This is a genomic window from Pseudomonas sp. SJZ103 (genome assembly GCF_007828335.1).
GTDB lineage: Bacteria > Pseudomonadota > Gammaproteobacteria > Pseudomonadales > Pseudomonadaceae > Aquipseudomonas.
In genome coordinates, this window is sequence record NZ_VIUN01000020.1 from 1 (window position 1) to 25923 (window position 25923).

At 56.7% G+C, this 25923-nt stretch carries 23 protein-coding genes and 1 pseudogene; 6 read left to right on the forward strand and 18 right to left on the reverse strand.

Annotation, left to right across the window (positions count from 1 at the left end; genetic code table 11):
• Positions 1 to 210: 210 nt before the first annotated feature.
• Positions 211 to 531: a 2Fe-2S iron-sulfur cluster-binding protein gene (locus FBY10_RS28585; protein WP_145338533.1), complete on the forward strand. Its 321-nt coding sequence runs from the start codon at positions 211 to 213 to the stop codon at positions 529 to 531.
• Between the two features lie 192 nt (positions 532 to 723).
• Here FBY10_RS28585 and FBY10_RS28590 read toward each other — a convergent pair.
• The 7 genes and pseudogenes from FBY10_RS28590 to FBY10_RS28620 all read right to left on the reverse strand — a co-directional run.
• Positions 724 to 1061, reverse strand: a pseudogene (locus tag FBY10_RS28590) (SDR family NAD(P)-dependent oxidoreductase); the annotation flags it as partial.
• 61 nt (positions 1062 to 1122) lie between these two features.
• On the reverse strand, positions 1123 to 1875 hold the full coding sequence (locus tag FBY10_RS28595) for a hypothetical protein (RefSeq protein ID WP_145338534.1): 753 nt from the start codon (positions 1873 to 1875) through the stop codon (positions 1123 to 1125).
• A 197-nt stretch (positions 1876 to 2072) separates the two neighbouring features.
• Positions 2073 to 2924, reverse strand: a complete 852-nt coding sequence (locus tag FBY10_RS28600; protein ID WP_145338535.1) for a 3-hydroxybutyryl-CoA dehydrogenase — start codon at positions 2922 to 2924, stop codon at positions 2073 to 2075.
• Positions 2925 to 2934: 10 nt separating this feature from the next.
• Complete coding sequence (locus tag FBY10_RS28605) at positions 2935 to 4116, reverse strand: acetyl-CoA C-acyltransferase family protein (protein ID WP_145338536.1); 1182 nt, start codon at positions 4114 to 4116, stop codon at positions 2935 to 2937.
• A gap of 73 nt (positions 4117 to 4189) precedes the next feature.
• On the reverse strand, positions 4190 to 5386 hold the full coding sequence (locus FBY10_RS28610; RefSeq protein WP_145338537.1) for an acetyl-CoA C-acetyltransferase: 1197 nt from the start codon (positions 5384 to 5386) through the stop codon (positions 4190 to 4192).
• Between the two features lie 28 nt (positions 5387 to 5414).
• Positions 5415 to 6665, reverse strand: coding sequence for an acetyl-CoA hydrolase/transferase family protein (locus FBY10_RS28615; protein WP_145338538.1), 1251 nt, complete (start codon positions 6663 to 6665; stop codon positions 5415 to 5417).
• 122 nt (positions 6666 to 6787) lie between these two features.
• Positions 6788 to 7984, reverse strand: coding sequence for an amidohydrolase family protein (locus tag FBY10_RS28620; RefSeq protein WP_145338539.1), 1197 nt, complete (start codon positions 7982 to 7984; stop codon positions 6788 to 6790).
• Between the two features lie 206 nt (positions 7985 to 8190).
• Here FBY10_RS28620 and FBY10_RS28625 point away from each other — a divergent pair, with 206 nt between their 5' ends.
• Together FBY10_RS28625 and FBY10_RS28630 are read left to right on the forward strand one after the other, a co-directional pair.
• Positions 8191 to 8904 (forward strand): hypothetical protein, encoded by a 714-nt coding sequence (locus FBY10_RS28625; protein ID WP_145338540.1) that lies wholly within the window; start codon positions 8191 to 8193, stop codon positions 8902 to 8904.
• Between the two features lie 33 nt (positions 8905 to 8937).
• Entirely contained in the window at positions 8938 to 9876 is a 939-nt protein-coding gene (locus FBY10_RS28630) for a LysR substrate-binding domain-containing protein (RefSeq protein ID WP_145338541.1), read from the forward strand.
• On the opposite strand, the gene FBY10_RS28635 is transcribed toward FBY10_RS28630, so the two are convergent.
• The 8 genes from FBY10_RS28635 to FBY10_RS28670 form a co-directional block, all read right to left on the reverse strand.
• Positions 9868 to 11055, reverse strand: coding sequence for a CaiB/BaiF CoA-transferase family protein (locus tag FBY10_RS28635; RefSeq protein ID WP_218571051.1), 1188 nt, complete (start codon positions 11053 to 11055; stop codon positions 9868 to 9870). The genes FBY10_RS28630 and FBY10_RS28635 overlap by 9 nt on opposite strands.
• Entirely contained in the window at positions 11040 to 11726 is a 687-nt protein-coding gene (locus FBY10_RS28640; protein ID WP_218571052.1) for an enoyl-CoA hydratase-related protein, read from the reverse strand. The genes FBY10_RS28635 and FBY10_RS28640 overlap by 16 nt, the downstream gene beginning before the upstream one ends.
• Before the next feature lie 35 nt (positions 11727 to 11761).
• The gene (locus FBY10_RS28645) at positions 11762 to 12772 is read right to left on the reverse strand and encodes a nitronate monooxygenase family protein (protein ID WP_145338543.1); all 1011 of its coding nucleotides are present in this window, start codon (positions 12770 to 12772) and stop codon (positions 11762 to 11764) included.
• Between the two features lie 14 nt (positions 12773 to 12786).
• Positions 12787 to 13269, reverse strand: coding sequence for a PaaI family thioesterase (locus FBY10_RS28650; protein ID WP_145338544.1), 483 nt, complete (start codon positions 13267 to 13269; stop codon positions 12787 to 12789).
• Between the two features lie 23 nt (positions 13270 to 13292).
• Complete coding sequence (locus FBY10_RS28655; RefSeq protein WP_256663604.1) at positions 13293 to 13736, reverse strand: PaaI family thioesterase; 444 nt, start codon at positions 13734 to 13736, stop codon at positions 13293 to 13295.
• A gap of 10 nt (positions 13737 to 13746) precedes the next feature.
• Positions 13747 to 14523 (reverse strand): enoyl-CoA hydratase, encoded by a 777-nt coding sequence (locus FBY10_RS28660; RefSeq protein WP_371921006.1) that lies wholly within the window; start codon positions 14521 to 14523, stop codon positions 13747 to 13749.
• 61 nt (positions 14524 to 14584) lie between these two features.
• Complete coding sequence (locus FBY10_RS28665) at positions 14585 to 16234, reverse strand: electron transfer flavoprotein-ubiquinone oxidoreductase (protein ID WP_145338624.1); 1650 nt, start codon at positions 16232 to 16234, stop codon at positions 14585 to 14587.
• A gap of 10 nt (positions 16235 to 16244) precedes the next feature.
• Positions 16245 to 17960 carry an MFS transporter gene (locus tag FBY10_RS28670; protein WP_145338546.1) on the reverse strand — a complete coding sequence of 572 codons (1716 nt, stop codon included), beginning with the start codon at positions 17958 to 17960 and terminating at the stop codon, positions 16245 to 16247.
• 152 nt (positions 17961 to 18112) lie between these two features.
• Between FBY10_RS28670 and FBY10_RS28675 the strand changes: the two genes are divergently transcribed.
• Together FBY10_RS28675 and FBY10_RS28680 are read left to right on the forward strand one after the other, a co-directional pair.
• A complete protein-coding gene (locus FBY10_RS28675) occupies positions 18113 to 18910 on the forward strand; it encodes a crotonase/enoyl-CoA hydratase family protein (protein WP_145338547.1) in 798 nt (265 codons plus the stop codon).
• Between the two features lie 15 nt (positions 18911 to 18925).
• Positions 18926 to 20161 carry a CaiB/BaiF CoA-transferase family protein gene (locus FBY10_RS28680; protein WP_145338548.1) on the forward strand — a complete coding sequence of 412 codons (1236 nt, stop codon included), beginning with the start codon at positions 18926 to 18928 and terminating at the stop codon, positions 20159 to 20161.
• Positions 20162 to 20197: 36 nt separating this feature from the next.
• Here FBY10_RS28680 and FBY10_RS28685 read toward each other — a convergent pair whose 3' ends face one another.
• The 3 genes from FBY10_RS28685 to FBY10_RS28695 all read right to left on the reverse strand — a co-directional run bounded on the left by FBY10_RS28685 (position 20198) and on the right by FBY10_RS28695 (position 23718).
• Positions 20198 to 20959, reverse strand: a complete 762-nt coding sequence (locus FBY10_RS28685; protein ID WP_145338549.1) for a DUF2889 domain-containing protein — start codon at positions 20957 to 20959, stop codon at positions 20198 to 20200.
• A 24-nt stretch (positions 20960 to 20983) separates the two neighbouring features.
• Complete coding sequence (locus tag FBY10_RS28690; RefSeq protein WP_145338550.1) at positions 20984 to 22684, reverse strand: methyl-accepting chemotaxis protein; 1701 nt, start codon at positions 22682 to 22684, stop codon at positions 20984 to 20986.
• An 83-nt stretch (positions 22685 to 22767) separates the two neighbouring features.
• Positions 22768 to 23718: an SDR family NAD(P)-dependent oxidoreductase gene (locus FBY10_RS28695; protein ID WP_145338551.1), complete on the reverse strand. Its 951-nt coding sequence runs from the start codon at positions 23716 to 23718 to the stop codon at positions 22768 to 22770.
• A 376-nt stretch (positions 23719 to 24094) separates the two neighbouring features.
• On the opposite strand from FBY10_RS28695, the gene FBY10_RS28700 reads away from it, so the two are divergent.
• Positions 24095 to 25888: a DUF1302 domain-containing protein gene (locus FBY10_RS28700; protein ID WP_145338552.1), complete on the forward strand. Its 1794-nt coding sequence runs from the start codon at positions 24095 to 24097 to the stop codon at positions 25886 to 25888.
• Positions 25889 to 25923: the final 35 nt, after the last annotated feature.

The following is a 25923-nucleotide window of genomic DNA, read 5'->3' on the forward strand; positions in this document are numbered from 1 at the left end:
TCCATTTCTGCCGGGACCAAGGGGGTGAAGGTGTTCGACGAGCTGAAACCGCTGACGTTCTTTACGCCTGAGTCTCTTGCGCGACAGTCTCAGCGCTGAAGGGCTGTAGGTGGTCAACTAGGCGCACCTGTTCGAAGGCAAGTATTGCCAGATAAGTCGAAATGGCAAGCCGCACATCTTTGATTTGAAATACAACGAGAGTACATCTCTATGCCCAAGATTAGCTTTATCGAACATAATGGCACAGTTCACACTGTCGATGCTCAAGTTGGGCAATCCTTAATGCAGGCTGCAATCGACAACCTGATACCGGGTATCCTGGGCGATTGCGGGGGATATGCAAACTGCGCGACCTGCCATTGCTACGTCGCGACACCCTGGGACGAACAATTATTAGGTCCGGACGCCACAGAAGAAGGGATGTTGGCGTGCGCAATTGACCCCAAGCCGAACAGCCGACTGAGCTGTCAGATAATCATGACCGAAGAATTAGTGGGACTCACTGTCGAGTTACCTGCTTCCCAGCTGTAAATTCTGCATGAAAGGCCAGTTGCATTTTGGAGGTAAGATTCAACCAGCCTTTCATTCTTTATAAGTTGCATGCAGAGATGCAAGCATTGTGCGCATGTTGGAAACTGCACGCTGGCGCTGTATCCCAACTGACGCTGTTGCGGAAGGCGTTGGTTGAGAATTCGTAACCAAGCGTTGTCCCGGAGCAATTCGAACAGCCCAGCCCATATACGCCTGATAACCGCCGATGGATGAGATGTTGATGATATGACTGCTACGCTGAGGACACATGTGCGGCGGAGCGGCTTGAATGACGCTCAGTATGCTGAACACATTGATAGCAAAGAGGTGCTCTGTTTCCCATGCGCTAGTTTCTTCTACCGCACTCAACAAGCCCCCCACACAACATTAATTCGACAGAAGCGCTTGATACCTTCCGCAACAGCTCGGTACGCCTCCTCTTCGCTGCTAACGTCCGACCGAACGGCCAGCAAGTTGGGGTGTTCACTCAGGCGAGTAATGATGTCTCGCGGTTTACGTGCGGATTGAATCGCACAAGGCGGGAGGAGTCATTACATTGCAATCAAGCCTATTACAATGCAATTGACCTGATCAGTTATTTTTTTTGAGACTTCGATTGGCCACGGCAAATTTTTCATCCAGCGTACGCTTGCTCAGGCCGGGCACATCTTTGTGACGGGCGACAATGGCGTCAACGATGGCTGCTTGATTCGTGAATACCGAAAGAGGTTTTCTGGCGGGCGAATGGTCCAAGAGAAGGCTGACCAATGCCCCAATGATGTTGTGATAGGTCACTTCGCTACGCTCGCTGAGTTGACCATTCGTTTTGGCCAAGGCTTTGAGATCATCTCTTTCAAGTCCAATCGACTGGAGCTCACCCAAGATTTCTTGAATGTGTTGCTGTTGCGCTTTCAACGCCCTCGATAACTCGTCTCGATCTGCTTTCAATGAAAGAAAAGTTCCGAGACTGACCTTTGCAGGAGCTGCATCCTCACCGGACTCGAATAAAAAGCTGGGCTTATGGTCGGGGTAATGAATCTCCATCCAGCGGCGTAAGTCCGAATGGCGGATGGTTAGCTGAAAGGGCTCTACATAGCTTCCGAAAGGAACCGAAACCCCGAGGCAGCCATACGGCAGCTCACCATTGCGTATGGCGTCTAAAATCCTTTCTATAGCGATATGGAGATTGGGCCATTGGGGAAATAGAACTGCAAGGTTCTCGGGACGAGACCAATCCGCCTGGACTATTTGGGCTTCGTAACGAGTAAGACTGCACCAGCGTAATGCTGCATCTATAGGGCGATAGAAGGTTTTGCTATGCGGATTGAACACATAAACAGTCATGACGTGATGGGCCTCCATTCCTAATGGATGGGCCTCTCACCGATTATCTGTAAATTTAAACTGGCTAATCACTCTAGTTGTTCCCCCGGTCGAAAAATTCTGTGAGGTCATTCCATTTCCAGTTAAACGAGTTTTTTATTCGATTTTAAAGTTCATCTTTTCGAACATCCTGGCTCTTCATTGAAGGATATTTGTATTCATTTATAGATGTAGAAACCACGACCACTTTTACGACCTAGATAACCTGCGGCAACCATTTCCTTGAGTAACTGCGGCGGGCGATATTTAGGGTCGTCGAAGCCTTGGTGGAGACTTTCCATGATTGCCAGCATGGTATCCAGACCTATCAAATCAGCAAGAGCCAGTGGACCGATAGGATGGTTACAGCCCAATTGCATACCCGTATCTATGTCCTTGGCGCATGCCAACCCTTCCTGCAAGACGAAGATCGCTTCATTAATCATCGGGCACAGGACTCGGTTGACGACGAAGCCTGGACTGTTGCGCACCATCACTGCACTTTTGCCAATTTGTTCAGCAAGTTTGATCGCCAGGGCATGGGTTACATCCGAGGTTTGTATACCGCGTATGACTTCAACCAATGCCATCAGGGGAACTGGATTAAAAAAGTGCAGGCCTATAAAGCGGCTCGGCTGGGTAACGACTGCCGCTAATTCGGTAATCGACAGCGAAGATGTGTTGGTTGCGATAATGCAGTGATCACTCACGACGCTATCAATCTGTTTGAGAATGCGTTTCTTCAGTTCTAGATTCTCGGTGGCGGCCTCAATCACCAGATCGGCAGCGCTTAATACGGCATAGTCGGTGCCTGGTGATATCCGGGCGAGGGCATCCTGTTTGTCTTTGGGACTAATGCTTTCCTTGCGAACCTGACGCTCCAGGTTTGCAGTGAGAGTTGCCACGCCTTTTTCCAGCGCCTCGTCGCTGACATCAAGCAGAGCGACATTGATGCCTGCCAGCGCACAGATTTGCGCGATTGCGTTACCCATCGTGCCCGCGCCAATCACTGCGATATGTTGAATGCTCACGAATATTTCCTCATACATGCTCAAAAATAGCCGCGATACCTTGGCCGCCGCCGATACACATGGTGACTAAGGCATAACGACCGCCAATACGATGCAGCTCATGAATGGCTTTGGTGGCAATGATCGCTCCGGTTGCCCCTACCGGATGGCCAAGGGAAATCCCTGAACCATTAGGGTTGACCTTCGCCGGGTCCAACTGCAGTTCCTGATTAACCGCGCAGGCTTGGGCGGCGAACGCGATGTTGGCTTCGATAACGTCTAGATCTGCAATCGTCAGGCCGGCACGCTTCAATGCCAGACGTGTAGCCGGAATGGGGCCTAATCCCATCAGCTCTGGTTCTACTCCCGCGTGGGCGTAGGTAACCAGACGGGCGAGAGGACGCAGATTATTAGCCCGTACCGCTGCGCCGGTGGCCATTACCAGTGCTGCGGCGCCATCGTTAAGTCCTGAGGCGTTACCAGCAGTGACCGAACCGTCCTTCTTGAACGCCGGCTTCATCTGCGCCAGTTGTTCTGTAGAGGTGAGCCTAGGGTATTCGTCGACGTCGAACACTTGAGTGCCTTTTCGAGTACGTATTTCAACGGCAGCGATTTGTTCGATGAACCTACCTTCCTCGATCGCGCGAAACGCACGCGTCTGATCTTCCATGGCCAACGCATCTTGCATTTCGCGACTGATGTTATTGCGCACCGCGATGTTCTCGGCAGTGATGCCCATGTGGATGCCATGAAAGGGGTCATGCAGGATGCCGAGCATGTAGTCGACAGTCTGGATGTTGCCCATTCGTGCGCCCCAGCGAGCGGCGGGCAAGATGTAGGGGCCTCGGCTCATGGACTCGACCCCCGCGCCGATGGCGATTTCGGCGTCACCCAGTAAGAGTGTGTGTGCCGCCGAGATGATGGCTTGCAGTCCTGAACCGCATAGACGGTTAACGTTAAACGCGGGTGTTTCTTTCGGGATGCCGGCGTTCATCGCGGCAACTCTGGAAATGTAAGCGTCCTGTGGTTCTGTAGGAATAACATTGCCCATCACCACATGTTCGACCTGGGCTGGATCGACGCCGCTTCGTTGCAGGGCTGCTTTAACGGCCGTGGTGGCTAAATCTGCCATCGGCACGTCTTTGAGTGATCCGCCAAAAGTGCCGATGGCGGTCCGTGAAGCGCTGACGATAAATACTTCAGTGGAACTCATTCTCGATCCTTGTTCTTATGGCAACTGCTCATGGGGTCATGGCGCGGTGATCAAGTGGCATCAATCAGCAAAATCAGGTGCGTTCAAAAATCGCCGCCAGCCCCTGACCTCCACCGATGCACATGGTCTCCAGCCCATACCGACCTTTGCGGCGCTCCAGTTCATGGAGCAGAGTACTTAGCATGCGCACACCGGTCGCACCGATTGGATGGCCCAGTGAAATGCCCGAGCCGTTCACGTTGACGCGATCCACATCATTCCAACCCCACCCCTTGAGCACCGAGAGTGCCTGGCAGGCGAAAGCTTCGTTGAGCTCAATCAGATCCATTTGATCCAGGGTCAGTCCAGTCTTGGCCATCAACTTTTGCACCGCGGGCACTGGGCCGATCCCCATCATTGCGGGATGGCAACCGCTGGCCGCCCAGCCCGCTAGAAAGCCCATCGGCTTGAGACCTAACTCTTCAAGCTTGTCTTCCGCTACGATCAAGCACGCTGCGGCAGCATCGTTTTGTTGACTTGAATTGCCTGCGGTAACTGTTCCGTCCTTGATCAGAGGGCGTAATTTTCCCAGTGAAATCAGGCTTGAGTCAGCACGAAAACCTTCATCTCGGTCGAACAAAATCGGATCGCCTTTGCGTTGCGGCACGCTGATAGGCACGACCTCGTCATTGAAACGTCCATCGGCCCATGCCTGGGCTGCGCGCTGATGACTGCGCAAGGCAAAAGCATCTGATTCTTCCCGGCTGATATGGTATTCCCGAGCAAGGTTTTCGGCCGTTTCGATCATTCCCGAAATCTGGCCAAAGCGTTCCTCTGGTTGCGAGCGTTCACGTCCACGCTCAAGCCGATCATGCATCGTCACACTGCCAGCGCGTGAGCCCCAGCGCATATCGGTCGAGTAATATTCAATGTTGCTCATGCTTTCTACGCCGCCGGCCAGTACGACATCGGCGGCCCCCGTTTGAACCATCATGGCGGCAGTAATGACCGCTTGCAGGCCACCTCCGCAGCGACGATCGAGTTGCATGCCGGGAACTTCGATGGGCAGTCCTGCCTGCAACCCAATCCAACGTCCAATGCATGGCGTTTCACTGCTGGCGTAGGACTGAGCAAAGACGATGTCCTCGATACGGGCTGGATCCAGACCTGTCCGCTCCAGGATCGCCTTGACGACATGAGCGCCCAGTACTTCGACGGACACTGGCCGTAGAGTGCCGCCAAAGGTTCCAACAGGGGTGCGTAGGGGCGCAACGATCGCGGCACGTCTCATCACTTATTTCTCCAGGTAAGGCAGGCCTTCAGAGGCCGGCGGCTTGTTCCAGTTGTTCGCGGAAATCGGGGTGGGCAATGTCCAGCATCTTTAACCGACGCTGGCTGATACTCAGGCCGCGCAGATCAGCTACGCCGTATTCGGTGACGATCAGGCCCGCATCGCTGCGCGGGGTACTGACAGGACCGTTGATGCGCGAGACGATGCGGCTGTGGATCCCGGAAACGGAGGGCAAGGCAATAATGGGTAAACCACCACGGGACCGCCGCGCTCCACGGAGGAAATCGAGTGCGCCGCCGACCGCGCCAATATAGCTACCACCGGCTGTTTCAGCGTTGATCTGGCCGCTCAGGTCGACTTCGATGGCCGAATTCAGCGCCACGAAACGCTCCAGGCTGCCCAGCACCTGCAGGTCATGCGTGTAAGCCGTCGAGCGCATCTGGATGGCTGCATTGCAATGGGCGAAACGGTTCAGACGGTGACTGCCCATGAGCACGCCAGTGATCGTGACACCGCGATCTATGGTTTTGTTCGTGTTGTTAATGACACCTTTTTCCATCAGGTCGACGACGCCATCACCGATTGCGCCGGAATGCACACCCAGATTGCGATGGTTTCCGAGGGCGCTAAGGATCGCTTCGGGAATGACCCCTAGCCCGAACTGCAAAGTGGAACCGTCCTCGATCAAGCCGGCGACCCGATTGGCAATTGCCTGTTCGACCTGACCGGGCTTCGACGCATGGCTCTCAAGTGGAGCGCGCGAAGTCTCCACCATGCAATCAATGTCTTCTTCGTACAAATAGCGCTCACCGAAGGTCCAGGGCGCTTGTTGATTAACTTCCGCGATCACCAGGCGAGCATGCTCAAGCGCTGGCAACAGGTATTCATGGGCCAGACTCAGGCTGTAACGGCCGTGCTCATCGGGAGGCGCAAGTTGCAGCAACAACACATCGATCTTTAACGAACCGTCCCGAATCATTTCGGGAAACTGCGAGTAATGGCAGGGCAGGATATCCAGCACACCGGCCTTGGCCAGTGCGCGATTCGCTCCACCGCCACAGTAGGAAAGAAAGCTGACGTGGTCCGCATGTTCCGGCCGACAGGTGTCGCTGTTGCTAATGCCGAGCATGACTCGGAACTGGCCTATTGCAGCCCGTTGCTCCATCAATGCTTGCGTCAGGGGAAGAGGCTCGGCATTAGCCTGACCCCAGAGGACGGTATCACCGGGCTGGATCCAACGGGACAGGTCGATGCGTTCGACGGAAGTATGCAGAGTCATGACGTCATTCGTTATTATGAACTGCGTTCAGAATAACATGGTGTTGAGGAAAAGCCGCAAGTGCTTTTTCCGCGCCAACAAAAAAGCCCTCACACAGTGAGGGCTTTTTTTGCCAGCTAATTTCAGCTCATGGCGATGAAGTGCTTGCCGTTTTCATACATGATTTTGCGTTGTTCTTCGACGCTGCAGTTGGTCAATGCTTCACCAATGAAGTCGGCCGGGGTCGGTACGCCTTCGGCGTGAGGATAGTCTGAACCGGTGATGATCCAATCGGCGCTGCCGGTTTGATCGATCAGGCTGCGAATGTTGTCTTCCGGGTAGGCGACAACACCGACGTGGCGTTTGAAAATTGCGCTTGGACGCTCTTTCAATTGCCCCGCTGGCCATAGACCCATCTTCGCCATGCCGCGGACCTTGTCCATTTTCACCAGCATGTTTGGCACCCACTCTGCACCGTTTTCGGCTGAAAGCAGCTTGATGTTCGGGAAGCGTTCGAAGAAGTTCCAGAAGATGAAGTTCGAGATGGTCTCGATCACCGGGCGTTCACTGTAGCCGTGCATCCAGACGAAGGCGGACTGGCGCATCCGCGATTGCTGCATCAACTCGCCCCAGACCGCCATATGGTGTTTGAGGTAGATGGCTTCCGAAACGTGATAGACAACCCGAACATGCGCTTCATTGAGAATTGACCAGAAGCGGTCGTAGTAAGGATCGGCGGGAGAGCGACCGATTTCGTTCGGGCCCATTGGCATCAGCACCAGACGGGCGCCGTTCTTGACCACGAACTCGGCTTCTTTAATTGCCGAATCAATGTCGGCCAGGGAAATCAGGGGGGCCGAGTAGATCCGATCGGAGTGATTGAATTTCCACTCGTCGAGCATCCAGCGGTTATAGGCATGCAACACCCCGGCCGCAGGCTTGGGGTCGTCGAGGTAGCTGACCGCTGCGACCATGTTGCCGCAGTACATGAAGCAGCCTTCCACGCCAAACTCGTCCATTTTTTTCAGACGGTCTGCGGCGTTGTACATATCCGGCGTCATGTCGACGCGCATTTCTACTTCACCATGACCGTCTTTCATGGCGCGCAACCATTCATGCAGCTTGCCAGGCGGCGGTACCTTACCGTCGGCGGTGAAGTAACCGGCGCTGACTTCCACTTTCTTCTGACCTACATAAAGCGCGTACTCGCCGTCGGCGCCGACACGCCACTGAAAGCTCCAATCCTTTTCCAATTCCTTGGGCAGGTAACGACTCCAGGAGTCGGGTTGCTCGTAGATATGCGTATCGCCGTCGAAAATCGCGCCTTTGTACGTGCTCATAACTCATCTCCGGTTACTTTTTTATGAACGGTGTTCACACTTGTGTGCGTTGGGTCATTCTTATAGAAAGGTCCGGTATGTGCAAACGCAATATCGTATTTCGAACGATTGATATCATATCGATATTGATCCCGCAGAAAATTTTCGCCTGAAGGGCCCATGCTTCAACCGATGTACACATAAACCAGACTGACGAGACCTGGTTTATGTTGGAGTGGCTGACACAATCTCAGGGAGGCCCTGTAGCGCTGAAGACCATGCGTGTGTTTATATTTGTGCGCGGCGTTCATTTTATTGTCTTTTGGCCGCTGCCGTATCTGCTCACTGCATCCCATGAGGTTTACATGGCACATCTGCCCGATTTTCCAACTGTCGCAAAGGTGATGGTCACGCTTTTCATCGAAGGAACGCCTGAGCTCATCGACGATTTTCTGGTGATCTGCGTCCCTTCGCCGACCATCCGTCCTGAGGAAATGACAACGGCCGAACTGCATTTCGACACCTTGCTCGCCAAACTAGGTTCTTTGGCACGCGCCAGTCGTGAGGTTTCAAGCCACCAGCAGGCATGGCAGAACGGAGAAACCCGCTCCCAAAATAGTCGCGTAAAAGCGTTGATAAAGGACACGAGTGCTCCGACCAGCAAGCGCCGCCAGTTGGAAATAGATTTCAGAATGGACGCTGAACTTCAGCCTGCCACGGTAAAGGCGGCTGAGTTGTTCCTGATTCGCTTGCTCAAACATCATTTTCCCAATGGCAGCATTGCAGCCAGTTGGCGGGCCGACCTTAGCGATGGGGCGATCTGGTATGGGGACACGCAATTCGCCTATAACTTGCTCCAGCCGGGAGTTGCCGGTCTGCACCCTGATGTTCACGCCGGTCTGGTCGAGCACTTTTCAGCCCCGCGTTGGAGCGCAATCTGATTTCCACCCACCCCCTATGAGCAGGTATCGATGATGGAACTGCGGCAGCTCAGACACTTCATCGTGGTGGCCGAAGAGCTGCATTTTGGTCGAGCGGCCACGCAGCTTGGAATGGCGCAACCCCCCCTTAGCCAATCCATTCAACGGTTGGAGGAGTCACTGGATGCACGCTTGCTGGACCGCACCAGCCGCCAAGTCAGCCTGACGCCTGCAGGCAAAGTCCTGCAGCGAGAGGCCATGGCCATCATTGCTCAGGTTGATTTTGCCGAGCAGGCAGTGCGCCGCCAGGCGCGGGGAGAATTGAGCCGAATGCGAATCGCGTTCTCACCTATGAGCGCGATGCGGATCTTGCCGGCGGCGGTCAAGGTGTTCAATGAGCGCTGGCCCAATATCGAAGTCCAGCTCGATGAACAGCTCAGCACCCAACAGGTCGAGGGGTTACGTAACGGTAACCTGGACATCGGCATTCTCAACCGCAACATGGTGAATACCGACGGCCTGGATGTCAGAGTCATTGAGTATTCCCGCGTCATTGTGGCGGTACCCGCCAAGTGGAAACTGGGTGATGAGAATGGAACCTTGCGGCTGGCAGAACTCGCCGGTCATTCGTTTGTGCTGTCGCCGCAGCATCTGACGCCTCACTTTCACACGGCACTTGAGTCCGCGTGCCGCAAAGCCGGGTTTTCACCCAAGCGCATTCAACAAGTTGCGCAGCCGTACAGCATGTTCAATCTGGTCGCCAATGAGCTGGGGATCGGTTTCGTGCAGGACACTGCACGACACCTGCCGATAGACGGTGTGCGATTCGTCACGGTGCGAGACCTGCCTGATTCGATGCATGGTGAAGCAGCGGTCGCTTGGGTGCCTCGTGCATTGACCCCGGCCCTGCGGGCGATGATCAGCCTGATCGAACGCATTGCCGAGCGCGAGCGTGCAGCACCAGACGAACGGCCAGCCGATCATTCAGTGTGAATGGATGACCCCCGCGCGGCGCAATGCGGCAATCTCTTGTTCACGGTAACCCAGCGCCGACAATATCGTTGCATTGTCCTCCCCCAAACGCGGCACGCGCAGGTTCGGTATGCCAGGCTCTTCCTGGAATTTGAGTGCAGTGCCAATGTGCTCACGGCCTTGACTATCGACAAGGAGCATCTGTCGTGCTTGGGTCTGGGGATGCTTGAGGGCATCCCGCACATCAAGCACTGGCGCGGCACTGATGCCACGCGTCTCCAGCCATGGCAGCCAATAGGCCCGCGACTGTTTGCTGAAAACCTCTGCAAGGAAGGCATGCACGGGCCCTTGGTCACCGCTCGTCGCTCCTGTGGCGACTTCGATCAGGTCAGCTCGACCCAGAGGCCTCAGCAGGTTTTCGCAGAAGACGCGCTCCCGGCCACCCAGGCAAAGCCACAGGTCGTCAGAGGTACGGTAAGCGCTGCACATTGCCAGGCCCTGATCCTCCTCAGGGTGGTCCGTACGGGAACGGAAGGGTTGCGCCGGCAAGAGGCAGTCTCGCATGGCTATATCGATGCGTTCGCCGCGACCGTTGCCGCGGGCGCTGAGCAATGCCATCAGAATCGCGACTAACCCGTTCAGTGCGCCGGCCAGCGCCGCAGTGGGCAGGCAATCGGTCACCGGCGTTGCGTCATTGGCCAAGGGTAGGGAGCCACCATACGCCTGAACAACACTGTCATGGGCCGGGGTGTCGCGCAAGGGGCCGGTTTGGCCAAAGGCGCTCAACGAGCAGTAGATCAACCGGGGGTTGCGCTGGCGCAGGGTCTCGTAATCCATACCAAGACGCTCGGCCACGCCCGGGCGAAATGACTCGACCAGCACATCGGCGTCTTCGACCAGACGGTAGAGGATCTCCTTGGCGGCGAAGCGCTTAAGGTCCAGGGACAGGCTATATTTGCCCCGGTTGCAACGGGCAAAGAATCCCACGGTTGCAGCAGCGAGATCAGGATCGTCGCGGTGTTCATGCTGGCGGGTCGGATCGCCGCCAGGGGATTCGATTTTGATCACCTCGGCGCCATGGTCGGCCATCATCCCTGTCAGGACGGAACCGGGCATGAACTGTGTCAGGTCCAAGACTTTTACGCCGTTGAGTTTCATCGCAGCTCCAGAGTAAGGCGGTTGTTTCAGGGCGTTTTCCATGTCGTGCCACCCTTTAGCTTGCTGGCCGCCAGCGCTTTCTTTTCCAGTTGTTGGGCATTGGCCAGCGAGCTGCGCGCGCCATCATCCAGTACACGTTTGACCGTGCCCACCAGTTGAACGTCGTGGCTTGCGATGCATTCTGCAAGGTCCTGCACGTAAGCGAGTAAGGTCTCTGGTGCATGCAATTCGTTGACAAGCCCGATGCGCAGGGCTGTTTCGGCGTCGATCGGCTGGCCGGTCAGGCTCAGCTGTTTGCCCCACCGCACGCCAACAGCGAAAGGCAAGCGCGATGTCGCACCGCTTCCGGACAGCGCGCCGATTTTGGTATGGGTGTCGGCAAATCGAGCCAGTGTCGAGGCAATGATGAAATCGCAGCCCAAGGCCAGTTCCAGCCCACCGGTCATGGCCGCTCCGTTGACGGCGGCGATAATCGGCTTGCTCAGGTTGGGCACCAAGTCGAGCAGTGCCGCGACTTCATGGCGAGGTGCATCGGGTGTTGAAAAGTCTTTGAGGTCGAGTCCGGCGCAAAATGCTGGGTTACTCCCGGTCAAGGTGGCCACGCGCAACTCGGGATCATTCTCGAAAGCCGTCAGCGCCAGGGTCAGCGCCCGGGCCAGTTCCAGATTGAGCGCATTCCGCGCTGCCGGGCGATTAAGGGTCAGTGCCAGCACACCTTTACTTCGGGATTGGATCAGAACGTCAGTCGTCATACCGAGTGCCCGCCGACCCGTGCCAATTCGTTGAGACGCCCCATGGCTAGCATTGCATCGTCGAGCATTTCATCGAAGATGAGTTCGACCGGTTTGATGGCATCGGCAAAAATCACCGCTGGCCCATAGTCCAGCATGCCCTTACTGCTGTCTCCCGAGGCGTAGGCCTGGGTGGCAAGAGCGCCGATCACATGCGGACGGTATTGTTCGAAGTCGGTTACCTTGGCTTCATCCAGCTCGATCACGGCCCGAGCACTATCGTTGTGCAATACCCGGTGATGGTCGCGGATGGCTTTCTTGACCACGACACTTTCGCTGCCATCCCCCCTCACTACCAGCTGTTTGTAGTGCTCATGAATGTTCAATTCTTCAGCCACCAACATGCGCGAGCCCATGATCACTGCATCGGCCCCCATGGCAAGGGTTGCCGCAACTTGCCTGCCGGTGCCAATACCGCCGCCGATGATCACCGGCAGATCAATGACGGCGGGGCCATGTGCCCCCTGGACCATGCTGCTGATGCCGAATAGGCCGGGGTGTCCTCCGCAGTCATTCCCGACAATGATCACGGCATCGACGCCGAAACGGGCAGCCGTATGAGCGTATTTCACGGCGGGCACTTTGTGCAGAATCTTGATTCCGGCTTCTTTAAGGCGCGCAACGATGGGCTCCGGACTGGCCCCGGCGGTCTCCACGCACATCACTTCTTCGTCGATAAGAATTTGCAATTGACGGTCCAGGCGCTCGGCACCGCCGGCTTGGCGGGAAATGTAGAGATTTACGCCAAAAGGCATTCCACCGGTCAATGCTTTGCAGGTTCGCAGTTGGTCACGAAATTCGTCGGGGTCCGGAAAACCGGCGGCGACGATAAAACCCATGCCGCCAGCCTTGACGACGGCGGCCACGTAACGCGAGTCAGACACTTTGGGGCCCATGCCGCCGCACAGAATGGGGTGGCGGATACCGAGCATTTCGGTAATACGCGTCTTGAAAAGAGCTTTACGCATTGAGCGTCTCCCAGTTATCGAGGCTCAAAGCCTTTGGTTGGGTGTACCAACCTGTCAGCCACTTCGGGCAGGACAGTCTGGGTGTTGTAAAATTGCCCGCGTCCGCTGGCGAGCAATTGCCCCGCCGCATTGCTGATGTGCGCTTCGGCACAGTTCAGACGATTACCGCGGTGCACAATGCTCCCTACAACCTGCAACTCGCCCAGGTTGGCTGAATGGTGGAAGTCTGTGAGCAGTGATACGGTGGAAACGCCGAAACCGGTACGGGCCATGACCGTATAACCGCATGCGATATCGACCAGACTGCTGAGAATGCCTCCGTGCACTCGCTGCAAGATCGCTGTGCCGATGAATTCAGGACGTCCACCAACCCGCAGCACTATCGACGTTGGATCAACATTCAACACCTGCACACCCAGCCAGACATTGAATGGATTACGGTCGCTTACGGCTTGCAGCTCGGGCACGGTCATTTGGAAATCCAACGCGTCAGACATCGTTCATATCCCGAGTACTAGGTTCAGATATCGCCGTTGAGCGGCTTGTTCATGTACTTGAATATGCCGCTGGCGGTGGCAATCAATTGGCCCTCACGGTCATACACATCGCCTTCGCAAAATGCCAGGGAGCGAGTCCCGTGGCGCAAGCGGCCGCTGGCACGCAAGGTTGCACCAACCGCGCCACCGGGGCGGATAAAGTTGCATTTCATCTCCACGGTGACACTGGAGCGATCGAGTTCATCGCCATGCCGGGCGGCGCTGGCCATCGCCATGTCGAGCAACGTCATGATCAAGCCCCCATGAGCCTGCATGCCGCCGTTCATGTGCTTTCTATCGAGATTAACCACCATGGTTGCGCCTTTATCCTGGCGTTCGACCATAACGCTCAAGTGATCGAGAAACGGTACTTCCATGCGGTATTCGGAATAGGGCATCAGCGTTGCGCTATCTTCTTTTATGGTCATGACCCCGCCCTCAGCGATGTTTGAACACGGCAGCGCGTTTTTCGCTGAAGGCTGCCATCCCTTCTTTCTGATCCTCAGTACCGAAAGTGACGTAGGACATGCGGCGCTCATACATCACACCTTCTGTCAGGGAGCTTTCGAACGCTCGGTTGACGCACTCCTTGGCAATCATCGAGACCGGCAGCGAGAAGTTGGCAATTTTCTTCGCCAGCAACAAGGCTTGATCCAGCAGCTCGGCGACGGGTAGCACCTGACTGACCAACCCACAGCGTTCGGCCTCTTCAGCAAACATGGAGCGCCCGCTCAGGATCATTTCCATAGCCTTGGATTTGCCAATGGCGCGGGTCAACCGCTGCGTACCGCCGGCACCGGGAATCGTGGCCAGGGTGATTTCCGGCAGGGCGAAGCGTGCGTTGTCGGCAGCGAGGATGATGTCGCACATCATCGCCAGCTCGCAGCCGCCACCCAATGCCAAACCGGCGACTGCCGCCACTACCGGTTTGCGACAGCGCGTTGCGCGCTCCCAATTGGCAGTGATGAACTGGCGCTTGAAGACGTTCATCATGTCCCACTCGCGCATCATCTTGATGTCTGCCCCGGCGGCGAACGCTTTGTCACTGCCGGTGATGATAATGGCGCCGATAGCATCGTCAGCTTCGAAGGCATCGAGTGCCAGCGTCAGTTCATTCATCAATTGATCGTTGAGGGCGTTGTAAGCTTCGGGTCGGTTCAAGCGGATCAGGCCGACCCGGTCATGCACCTCAAGGATCAGCGTGTGCGGGGTCAAGTGTTGATAGCTCATGTCTGGCTCCAGGTTGCTGGACGTCGTAAGGACGGTCTTCGGTGGTTTACATATTGGGATAGTTGGGACCACCGGCCCCTTCAGGCACCCACCAGATGATGTTCTGCGAGGGGTCTTTGATGTCGCAGGTTTTGCAGTGCACGCAGTTCTGCGCATTGATCTGGAAGCGCTTCTCACCATCTTCCTTGACGATCACTTCGTACACGCCGGCCGGGCAGTAACGCTGCGCCGGTTCGTCATACAGCGGCAGGTTGGTGTGTAGTGGGATGAGGGGATCTTGAAGTTTCAGGTGGCACGGCTGTTCTTCTTCATGGTTAGTACTGGAGAGGAACACCGAGCTGAGTTTGTCGAAGCTGAGTTTGCCGTCCGGTTTCGGGTAGTTGAGCTTCGCCGAGTCGGCCGCGAGCTTCATGCAGGCGTAATCCGGTTTTGTGTCGCGCAGGGTCAGCGGAATCTTGCCGCCAAACAGGTTCTGGTCGACAAAGTTGAACGCACCGCCGAGGAGCGGGCCGAACTTGTGCAGTGCAGCGCCGAAGTTACGGCTGGCGAACAGCTCGTCATACAGCCAGCTCGACTTGAACGCGTCGACGTAGGTGTGCAGCTCATCGCCACCTTCCTTACCAGCGAACAGCGCGTCGGCCACGGCCTCAGCGGCTAACATGCCGGACTTCATCGCGGTGTGGCTGCCCTTGATCTTGGCGAAGTTCAGCGTGCCGAGGTCGCAGCCTATCAACGCGCCGCCCGGGAAGACCATTTTCGGCAGCGAGTTCAGGCCGCCTTTGCAGATGGCGCGGGCGCCGTAGCTGATGCGTTTGCCACCTTCCAGGTACTGGCTGATCACCGGGTGATGCTTGAGGCGCTGGAACTCGTCGAAGGGCGACAGGTACGCATTGCCGTAGGACAGGTCAACGATCAACCCTACGACTACCTGATTGTTGTCCAGGTGATAAAGGAAGGAACCGCCGGTGTTCTCGGTGCCCATCACGTCCAGCGGCCAGCCGGCGGTGTGCACCACCAGGCCTTGCTCGTGTTTGGCCGGGTCGATTTCCCAGATTTCCTTCAGGCCGATGCCGTAGTGCTGGGCGTCGGCGTCGCTGTCCAGGTTGAAGCGCTGGATCAGTTGCTTGCCGATGTGGCCACGGCAGCCTTCGGCGAACAGGGTGTACTTGCCACGCAGCTCCATGCCGGGGGTATAAAGGCCTTCTTTCGGGTTGCCTTCACGGTCGACACCGAGGTCGCCGGTGATGATCCCGCGTACCACGCCGTTTTCATCGAACAGCGCTTCCTGGGCGGCGAAGCCTGGGTAGATTTCCACGCCCAGGTTCTCGGCCTGCTGGGCCAGCCAGCGGCACAGGTTGCCCAGGGAGATGATGTAGTTGCCTTCGTTGTGCATGGTCTTGGGCACAAAGAAGTCGGGCACCTTGGTCGAGGTGTCGGCGCTGCGCAGCACATAGATGTCATCGCGCACCACGGGGGTGTTGAGCGGGGCACCGAGTGCCTTCCAGTCCGGGAACAGTTCGTTCAGGGCGCGGGGTTCGAACACGGCGCCCGAGAGGATGTGAGCGCCGACTTCGGAACCTTTTTCCACCACGCAGACGCTGATTTCCTTGCCGGCTTCAGCCGCTTTTTGCTTCAGTCGGCAGGCGGCGGCAAGGCCAGCGGGGCCGGCACCGACGATGACCACGTCGAATTCCATGTATTCACGATCAGACAAAACTCTTTCCTCCAGGGGGCGGTGTACCGGCGGCTACGATGGCCTCGGTTGTTTTTTGGATAGCGGTATCTGCCGCAGCGTCGGGATAGGGCGCGACGATATACAGCGACATCACCGCACTTGAACCGGGCTTGAAGAACTGACGCAGTGCTTGTTCCTGCTCTCGGTCGGCCAGCGTCGAGCGTCCGCGCTGGCGTTGATGTTCCCCCCAGGAGGCAATGATAAAGCGCTCGCTGAAATGCCCCGGGTCAGCGACATCGCGGTACAGCAGCCAATGGCTGGCCCCGTCACGACGACGAACCTTGCCCAACTGATAAATGCTTTGGGTGAACGCGAAACGGTTTTCGTACGGGATGTGATAGTCGACTTGCACCGCTACCGGGCCATCATCGGGTCCCAGGTGGCCCACAATCGTTGGTTCTGCCCAGTGTTGCGACAATGTGACGTCGTCATCGTGGCCCATGCGAACTGGCAACCTGCGGGTCAGTAACAGGCTCAGACCAATCAGGCAGGCTGCCAGTGTCAGGGTCTGGGCGACGCTCAGATGGCTGGCAATGCTGCCCCAAAACACTCCTCCCAGCGCCATGGAACCCTGAAAGGTCAGCATGAAAATGGCCAATGCCCGCGCCCTGACCCAGGCAGGAAGGCTGGTCTGATAGGCTGCACTGATGGTTGAGTTGAAACTGATCCAACTCGCGCCACCCATGATCAGCGCAGGGCAAATCACCCAAAGTGAAGTCGACCAGGCAGCAATTAATATGGCGCCGGCAAACGCAACGTTCGACACCATCACCAACTGCTGCAGGTTGCTGAGGCGATTGCGAAAGCGTTGTAGCAATAAACCGCCCGCCACCGCACCCGCGCCCAGGCTGCCTAGCAACAGCCCATAGACGCTGGAACCGCCCGTCTCGATATTTTTTGCCACCAGCGGCAGTAGCGCCCATAAACCGCTAGCGCAGCCGATAAAGGCGAAAGTGCGAATGATGTGCCCATGTAAAGGTTTGGCGTGTCGGACGTAGCGCAGTCCTCCGCGCATGGCAGGAAACAGTCGCTCTGTCGTCAGCAGTGGGGCAACGTTGGGGCGGTACGCGAAGATGAAGAGCGACAGCACAATCAGGAACAAAACGATGTTGATGGTGAAGACCATTTTGGCCCCCGCTGCTGCAATGACCAGTCCGGCGAGGGCCGGTCCGACAGCGCGAGCGGCGTTATAGGCAATGCCGTTGAGGTTGATGGCCGCCCGCAGGGCTATGCGAGGTACAGCGTCCGAGGTGGAGGCCTGCCAGGCGGGGATGCTTGCGGCACTGCCACTGCCCAGCAAAAAGGTCAGGAGCAAGAGGCTCCATGGGGTAATGGCATCGAGCTGCAATAGGAGGCACAACAGTCCCGTGGCGATCAACATCCAGGTATGGGTCAGCAGCAACAACTTGCGTTTTTCGACCAGGTCGGCCATGACCCCCGCAGGCAAGCCGAACATAAAGGCAGGCAACGTAATCGCGGTCTGAATCAGCGCGACCATCAGTGGTGAGTCACTGATGGACGTCATCAACCAGGCCGCCGCGACGTTCTGCATCCATACGCCGATATTGGCAGCGAGCGTGGCAACCCAAACTGCGCGAAACAGCGGGTAGTGCAGCGGCGACAAGGAGACGCTGGAGGTTTCAGGTTCACACTGCGGCATGTGTCCATCCGGTGTCAGAACGGTCATTGAGCGGGACTGATGCTATTGTCAATATTGTGAACAGTGTTTATCATTCTGAACACAGCTTTGGTGGCTGTCAATGCGCTTGCGTGGGTTTATGGCGGGTTGAGCAGGGTACCGATGTCACGATGCAAGGCAGGCAACCAGGGGGTAGGCGCATGACCGACACACGCGATCCAGACGGGCAAGTAACGGCCCGGCAACAGGGCAATATTTTGCTGATCGGCATCGACCGGCCAGAAAAGCGCAACGGCTTCACACCCAAAATGTTCGAAGAACTGGCGAGGGCGTTTACCCGACTGGAAGAGTCGCCGGAATTGTTTTGCGGATTGTTGTACGCCGAAGGTGATCACTTCACCGCCGGTTTGGATATGCCAAAGATCGCGCCGCTGCGAAAGGAAGGCAAAGCGCTGTTTCCGGCCAGTGAGGCAGACCCTTTCAACCTGCGTGAACCGTTACGCAAAAAACCGGTGGTCATCGCCCTCAAGGGTATTTGCTTTACGGTTGCGGTCGAGTTGATGCTGGCCAGCGACATTGCGGTCGCTGCGAGCAATTGCAGGTTTTCTCAGTTGGAGGTCAAGCGCGGGATCATGGCCGGCTGCGGCGCTACGATCAGGATGGTCGAGCGTACAGGCTGGGGCAATGCGATGAAGGTGCTTCTGACCGGGGATGAGTTCAGTGCCCAGGATGCCTATCGCATGAACTTCGTGCAGGATGTGGTTGAGCCCGGCGAAGAGTTTGCAAAAGCCCTTGAATACGCGGAAAAAATCGCGGCTCAAGCGCCACTGGCGGTTCAGGCTACACGTGAGAATGCGCGTATTTCCCTCGGGCAAGGCTGGCTGACGGCGTATTCGAAGATTCAATCGACGCAGAAGTTTCTCTACAACACTGAAGACGCCAAAGAGGGCGTACAGTCGTTTGTCGAAAAGCGGACTGCGCGTTTTATCGGACGTTAAAAAGGACATAACAAAATGGCTAAAGGCCCGCTTTCTCGTATCCGCGTGCTGGATATGAGCCGAATTCTCGCCGGCCCCTGGGCAGCACAGATGCTTGCCGACCTCGGCGCCGAAGTGATCAAAATTGAGCGTCCAGGCAAGGGCGATGATTCACGCCAGTTCGGCCCACCCTTCCTCAAGGATGCCGAGGGTAATAACACGCGCGAATCATCGTTTTACATCAGCACCAACCGCAACAAGAAATCCCTCAGCTGTGATATCGCGAAACCGGAGGGGCAGGCGTTGATCCGCGCACTGGTCGCCAAGTGCGACGTGCTGCTGGAAAACTATAAGGTCGGTGATCTGAAGCGCTATGGGCTTGATTATGAAAGCCTGAAACAGGTCAACCCTAACCTGATTTATTGTTCATTGACCGGCTTTGGCCAGACCGGACCCTACGCGCCTCGTCCGGGTTACGACTCGATCTTCCAGGCCATGGGGGGGTTGATGAGCATCACCGGTCTGCCGGACGATGTTCCGGGCGGTGGACCGATGAAAACCGGGCCTAGCCTGGCCGACATCCTGGCAGGTCAATACGCGGCCTATGCGATTCAGGCGGCCCTCTATGCTCGGGACCTGAACGGCGAGCCGGGGCAGCACATCGACGTCGCCTTGCTGGACTCGTTGATCGCCGCGACCTCGCATTACGCCAGTCAGTACCTGGTCTCCGGCGACATACCGGTGCGGCGGGGGACCGAGGGCAATGGCGGCATGCCGTCACGCATGTTCCATTGTGCAGACGGCGACATCATGGTGGTCGCCGGTAATAACGAGCAATACGCACGCCTGTGCGCCGTGCTCGGTCATCCGGAGTTGACCACCGACGAGCGTTTCTCGGAAATTGCCTTGCGCGTGGTCAATCGTCGCGCGTTGGGAGAAGTGTTTGAACCGCTGGTGGCCACATGGCAATTAAACGATTTGCTGACTGCGCTGGATGAGGCCGGAGTGCCTGCTGGTCCCATCAATACCCTGGACAAGGTGTTTGCCGACCCTCATGTTCAGTCGCGCACTATGTGTGTTGAGGCCAAGCATGCCTTGTCGGCCAGCGGCACGGTAAAGCTGGTGGCTAACCCTGTGAAGTTCTCCGGGACGCCGATCACCGAGTACACGGCGCCGCCGATCCAGGGAGAACACACGGACGAAATTCTCAAGGGATTACTGGGTTTGGATGATTCTGCGGTCCAGGACTTGCGAAAAAAACGTATTGTCTGAGCGCCAGTAGAAAGAGGAGGGCGCCAGCGGGCGCCTTCACTCGAACAGCAGCAGGTCCTGCGGCCGCTCGCTGAAGTCGCGCACGGTGCCCAATACGGGCAGGGCGCGGTCAATGACGTTGGCCTGAAACGCATGGCAAGCACCCAGCAGTGCTTTAACAGGCTGGTTCCGACCAGCGCGCATCGCCTCCACATCCAGCTGGCGGGCGCGTGCGACCATCACTGCGATCTGCAGCACATAGGCCGCTTCCAGCCGGTCACCGCAATAGTCCTGCGCAGCCCAGTGTGAAAAGCCATTGCGCAAGGGTTTCCCCACCTGTTGGGCAGGCCCCAGCAAGGCGTCGAGATCAGTCTCCCAGGCCAGGATTTCCCGGCCATTGAGTTGAACATTGACCCGAGTCATACCCTCGCGCACGTCCGGTACTTCAATGTCGTAGAGGCGCGTGTCCTCGCACCGGCCAGCGTGTGCCATCGCCAACCACAGCAAATCATGTAAATGCGTGCAATGCAGACGAGGCGCCGTGTCTTTGCGAAACTGCATACGATCCGGAGTCAGAGGATGCCCCACCAACGCGTGCAACAAGGCCGGTGCTTCCAGGCAGGCGGTGGTCGGAATGCGCAGGCTCTGGGCGGTAATGTGGGTCAAGCACTGCTCGTCATGCTCCAGCGCCAGGCGAAAACCGTGATAGTCGTCTTCCAGCTCGGCGACTACGGTGCGGCCATTGCGTTGCAGCAATATCCGTCGTCGATAACAGCCCTGACCGTAAAGGGCGTTGAGCGGAATCAAGTCATCTTGCATAACGTTTCCCGTGGCTCATCCGATTCAGACCCGGAACTGGCCGGCCGTGGCCTGTAGCGAGCGCGCGAGGGTATTGAGTTGGCTGGAGATTTCCGACGTCTGACTCGCCGATTGGCTGTTTTCTTCACTCATGCGCGCCACCAATTCGACCCTGCGAGCGATGTCTTGTGTGGCGGTGTTCTGTTGATCGATGGCGCTGGCTATCAAGTCAATGGCGTCGCCTACCTGACTGGCGCTGACACGAATCGTCTGCATGCGATCGGCCACCTGGTCCGACAGCTGTTTGCCGGCAACCACGCGATCAGTGACGCTGAGCATTCGGGTCATGGCCTCGCGCGCGGACGCTTGGATCGTTGTCACCACCTGCGCGATTTCATCCGATGACACGGAGGTACGCCCAGCGAGCTTGCGAACTTCGTCTGCGACCACGGCAAATCCCCGTCCTTGTTCGCCGGCGCGTGCAGCTTCAATCGCGGCATTAAGGGCCAGCAGGTTCGTTTGCTCTGCGACGTCGCGAATGACCTGCATGACCAGGGATATTTTGTCTGACTGCTGCCCTAAATCAGTAATCGTAATACCGGTATCACTGACCGTGGCGGCGATCAGATCCATTTCCAGTGTATTGCGCGTGATAATGGCGCTGCCCTGACTTGCTGTTTCGCCAGCTTGCTGAGCGCGCAGCAGCGCGTCCTGCGTGCTTTCACTGACCTGACCAATGCTGACCGACATCTGTTCGACCGCCGCGGCGATCAGGGTCGCCGCCTCGCTCTGACTGGTAGAGGAGGCTGACACGTGGCGCGATGCGTTATACGCGCTGTCGGACACTTGGGAGAGTTGGTCGGCGTTGTTCAGCACTTCGCGCAACGACAGCTGGAGCTTGTCGAGCAATTGGTTAAAGGCGCGGGCGGTCTGGCTGGTCTCATCGCGTCCGCGAATCTGAGCGCGCAAGGTGAAATCATTGCTTTGGGCGACTTCGACGATGGTGCTGCGCATCGTGGTCAGGGCACCGACAATGTTGCGGGCGACCAGAAAGGTGATCAAACCCAGGCCGAGCACGGCTGCGCCAGACATGGCCAGGATCCATTGCAGTGCGCGTTGTCGGGCATGTTCGCCGTCAAGTTTTGCCTGGTTGGCATAACCTTTGTTGAGCTGGATCAGTTTATCCAAGGCCACGGCCAGGTTGTTGACCGCGCTTTGGGCTACCTGATCCAGACCGGTTACCTCGCTCATGTTCTGCCGTAATGCGCCCCAGGATGTGGCGGTACGCAACTGTTCGAGCAGCCGACGGATTGAGTCATTGCTGTCCTTGAAATTCGTCCATTCGCTCTGAACGGATTTCCATGCCTCGATTTCTTCCGGGTTTTTAGGCAGTTTTGCGTAGCTATCATAGGCTTGAGCGGCCATGAGTTCTGCCGACTCTTTGTCCTGTGCCACGCTGCTATAGAAGGCGTGGGCCTCTTCAATGATCAGGGTTTTATCGTCGATGGCATCGAACTGGTCCAGACTCCAGCCGATCATTTCCCGGGTCGAGTTGACCGTGCCAAGTTGCCCTAGGCGCAGGGTCAGCAGATGACTCACCGCAGGATCTGTTTCATTGCTGATGTGGTCCAGCGCGGCGCTTAATTGGCGTATGCCATTCCAGCCGCTGAGGCCGACCAGCATCAGCATCAACGTTGCAAACCCGGCCATGAACGCCAGTTTGGATTTGATCGAGAAGTTGCCCATGGGCGCGTGCCTTTATTATTGTTAGGGGCGGGCTTCGTCAGCGATGCGACCGCCTCCATGAGGCGGCTGCTATCGGTAGCGTTTTACTTGCGGAAATTGCGATTGATGATGTCGAATTCGTCGGACAATGAGCCAGGGATGTTATAGCTGCGGGTATCGGTAATTTGCTCGAAGTTGGCCGCCACCTCTTCAACTGTGGCAGGTTCAAGACGAGGACCGTTCCAGCCATCGGCGATACCGATGAACGCGCGGGCGTAGCGGCCTACCGAAGCCGAATAGATGGCGTGAGTACTCTGGCAGGTTTGGCTGGCAAGATAGACGACCAGTGGGGTGACAAATGCCGGCTCATAGGATTGCCCCAAATGTTCACCGAAGGCAGCGTACTGAGCACCGAAGGCTTCGAGCTGTTTTGGGTCCATGGCCTCGGCCATGCGGCTGTTGGCGGTTGGCAACAAAGCGTTGCACAGCACACCATGCTCCTGGCCCTCAAGCGACAAAACGTTCATCAAGCCGATAAGCCCTGCTTTTGCGGTCCCATAGGCAGCTTGCTGTGCGTTACCGAAAACACCTGCGGCCGAAGAGGCAAATACCACTCTGCCGTATCCTTGTTTTTTCATGATTTTGTAGGCAGGTTGGGTGACGTAGATCGCGCCTTTGAGATGCACATCAATGATCGAGTCCAGGTCTTCGTCATTCAGGTCTTCAAACCGTGCATTGCGCAGATGGCCTGCGTTATTGATAACAATGTCGACTTTGCCAAAGGCATCCAGCGCAGCCTGAACGATGGCCTCGCCTCCGGTACGGGTGGCCACTGAATCATAGTTGGCCACCGCCTTGCCGCCGGCAGCGCGGATTTCCTCGACCACCTGGTCGGCCATCCGATGAGAACCACCTTTGCCGTCAAAACTGCCACCCAAATCATTGATCACCACTGAGGCGCCACGTGCGGCGAGCTCCAGCGCGTAGGTCCGGCCAAGGCCGCCTCCTGAACCCGTGACGATGGCGACGCGTCCGCTGAAATCGACCTTGCTCATAAAACGACCCTCTGTTTGTTGTTGGTGTTGTAAGGTGGTTATTGAACGTTATTCATATATGTGTCCGACGTCAATGCCGGATCCTCGATCTGAGGTCTTGATAAGTGAAGGAGTCGATTCAACAGCCGGTCGAGCTGTCGTTTGTCGCCGGAGTGCATACGGATGGTCGCAAGAGCGAATCGTTACTGGGTTGGGATTGACAACCTGTCGCTCATGTACAATTATCTGAACGATGTTCATTAAAAATGAGCGATAGGCACCCTTTCGCGAAACCCGGCGAGGGGAGATAAAAATAAAAAACGGGAGCGGTTGCCGGTATCCGGCGCCTCCTATGGGCACCTAGCGGGTGTGGCATCAGAGATGGAGAACAATAATAATGAATCTTCGCTTCGCACAACCTCAGCATAGGCTTTACCGGCGTCATCTCCTGCAGGTGTCAGTGTTGGCATTGGCGGTGGCCGGTGTGATCAACGACGCCAACGCAGTCAGTCTTGATTTTGGCAATCCGGACATTCAGAGCCGTCTGGACACCACGGTTCGCTACAACCTGGGTATCCGCGGGGAAGGCACGGATTCGCGGTTGAAGCTAGGGCCTAATGGAACGGCTGATGCCAACAACAACGCGGTCGCGTTGGGTAATAATCGATTCAAGAAGGGCGATGTGATTCTGAATCGCCTCGACGTGCTGTCCGAATTCGATTTGATCATCAAGGGGAGCTACGGCCTGCGTGTCAGCGCGGCGGGCTGGTACGACTCAACCTACGGCGGTGGTGTGGATGACCCCACAACGAATAACTTTCTTTCCAATGAGTTCTTCAAAAACGGCAAGTATTCGGACTACACCCGCAACTACACGAGCGGGCCATATGCTGAAGTGCTTGACGCGTTTGTGTTCAATACCTTTGACCTTGGTCAAACCACAACATCGGTAAAATTCGGTAGACACAACATCTATTGGGGGAACTCGCTCTTCCCTCAATCGAAGCAGTCGTCGATTGCCTATGGCCAAGCGGCGATGGATCTACAGAAAGCGGCACTCAGTCCTGGCCTGGAAGCCAAGGAGCTATTTCTGCCGCAGAATCAATTTACCGGTACTACGCAGCTCACGCCTGAGTTCTCGCTTGCCTGGCAGTACTCACTGGAGTGGCGTCGCGATCGTTATCCAGAGGGCGGTACTTATTTTGAAGCCGCATCGCCGGCTTTCTATGGGGCTGACGGCCCCCTGATCGGCTCCACTCACAATAAACCGGGCAGCGGAGACCACGACTGGGGGGTTATGGCCAAGTGGCAACCCGATTTCCTGGATGGCGGCAACATGAGCCTGGTTTACCGCGAGTTCTATGAGAAAACCCCGAATCCGTTTGCGACCGCGCCTGATGGCACGCTGGACCGTTTTTACAACCCGAAAAAGAACCAGCTCTTTGGTTTTGCGATGGAGCAAAACATCGAAGGGGTTAACTTCGGGATGGAAGCCACCTATCGGCGCAATGCGCAGTTGTTTACGCCGGTAACGGGGCGGCTTGCTCAAGTTGCCCCGGGCGTGATCGCTGGGTTCGACTCCGAAAATGCTCCCCGCGGAAACGTCTATGGTCTGGTACTGAACGCGGTAAAGCTGCTGCCTGAAACCAGGTTTTGGGACGCTGGTGAAGTTGCCGCCGAACTGGCGCTTCAACACCTTGACGAAGTCACCTATAACCCGGCATTTGGCATCAGTGCAGGTGGCGTGTTCACGCCTCTGGGTGGTAATAATTACCCGCTGAAAGGGTCCGACTCGCCACTGTGTGCCAACCGTAGCGGTCGCGCGGGTTCAGGCGATGAAACCTACGGGTGTGCGACTCGCAATTCGACGGTGTTCTCCACCAACTTCACGCCACGCTGGTTGCAGGTTTTCCCGGGCGTCGATATCAGCTCGCCGGTGTTTGTCAGCTATGGTCTTCAAGGTAACGCGGCCACCGGAGGCATGACCGGCGCGGAAGGACAGGTCACTTATTCGTTTGGCGTACAAGCGGATATTTACCAGACACACGTTATAAAGTTGGCATGGAACGATTCCTGGTCGCCTAATCATACGACCCATCCAGCGACCGGAGGAGAAGGCATGACCGGGGCCGGGAGTTGGTCGCAGAACGATCATGGTTGGCTGTCGTTGAGCTTGAAAACTTCTTTCTGAGTTTTTTCAACAGTGCGGAACGGACGGGTGAAAAA